This is a genomic window from Bartonella sp. AU18XJBT (assembly GCF_028618595.1).
Classification (GTDB): domain Bacteria; phylum Pseudomonadota; class Alphaproteobacteria; order Rhizobiales; family Rhizobiaceae; genus Bartonella.
The window spans coordinates 1-772 of the sequence record NZ_JAQITE010000152.1 but is presented as its reverse complement, the minus strand read 5'-3'; the positions used below and the strand labels follow the sequence as shown (position 1 = coordinate 772).

Annotated in this window: 1 protein-coding gene; it reads right to left on the bottom strand. The window is 39.0% G+C overall.

What is annotated here, in order from left to right; all coding sequences use genetic code 11:
- On the bottom strand, positions 1 to 772 hold a 772-nt coding region (locus PVV60_RS10645), incomplete at both ends, for an autotransporter outer membrane beta-barrel domain-containing protein (protein ID WP_273724690.1).

Below are 772 nucleotides of genomic sequence, written 5' to 3'. Positions count from 1 at the left end.
CATTGATGAAATTTTCCTAAATCAACATCAAGATTATCAACATCACATGCCGGATTAAACTGAAGATGTTGATAAACAATCTGAATCTGCGGATCAAAAACAACACCTTTATACCTTGTTGCAAACGTTTTGCCACTTGTTAAAGAACCACTAAACTGTTTTCCCTTTAACGCCACAATCTTACCCCGTGCTAGGGTCAAAACATCTCCCTTAAAAAGTCCATACGATAACACCCCGTCTATATAAAAACCCGTATCATGCTGGAAACTTCCATAGGCAGCAACAGACCATTTATCAAATGCGCTTTTTCTACTTTGTTTAACATCCTGAGGGGTTAGAGAAAGATTTCCATAGTTCCCCAAAGCCCCAAAGAATGTACGACTGTATAAATTCTCAATCTCGTTTAACAAAACACCTGCTTCGAATGCATTATAATCGAGCTCAGCGCCATAGCCATATTCAAAAGCAGATAAATTGGAAGTATAATGATGGCTACCACCGTAAGCATGCAGAAAAAAGACCGTCTTTTCATCATCTTTCCAAGAGGAATGAAAAGCATTCCGCGTTGTCTCTAACATCTTATTTTGCGTGATCATATCCACTAAACCAGCATGAAATAAAGCATTTGGCAAAAGAAGATAAGTTGGCACTTGCGGAACAACAGCTCTAATTTGGAGATTCGACTGAACATCAAGCGATATAGGAAGATGAGACGAAGAATCTAAAGAGTCAGAAGATGTAGAAGGCTTTGGTTCAACAGGTGCAGAAGGAG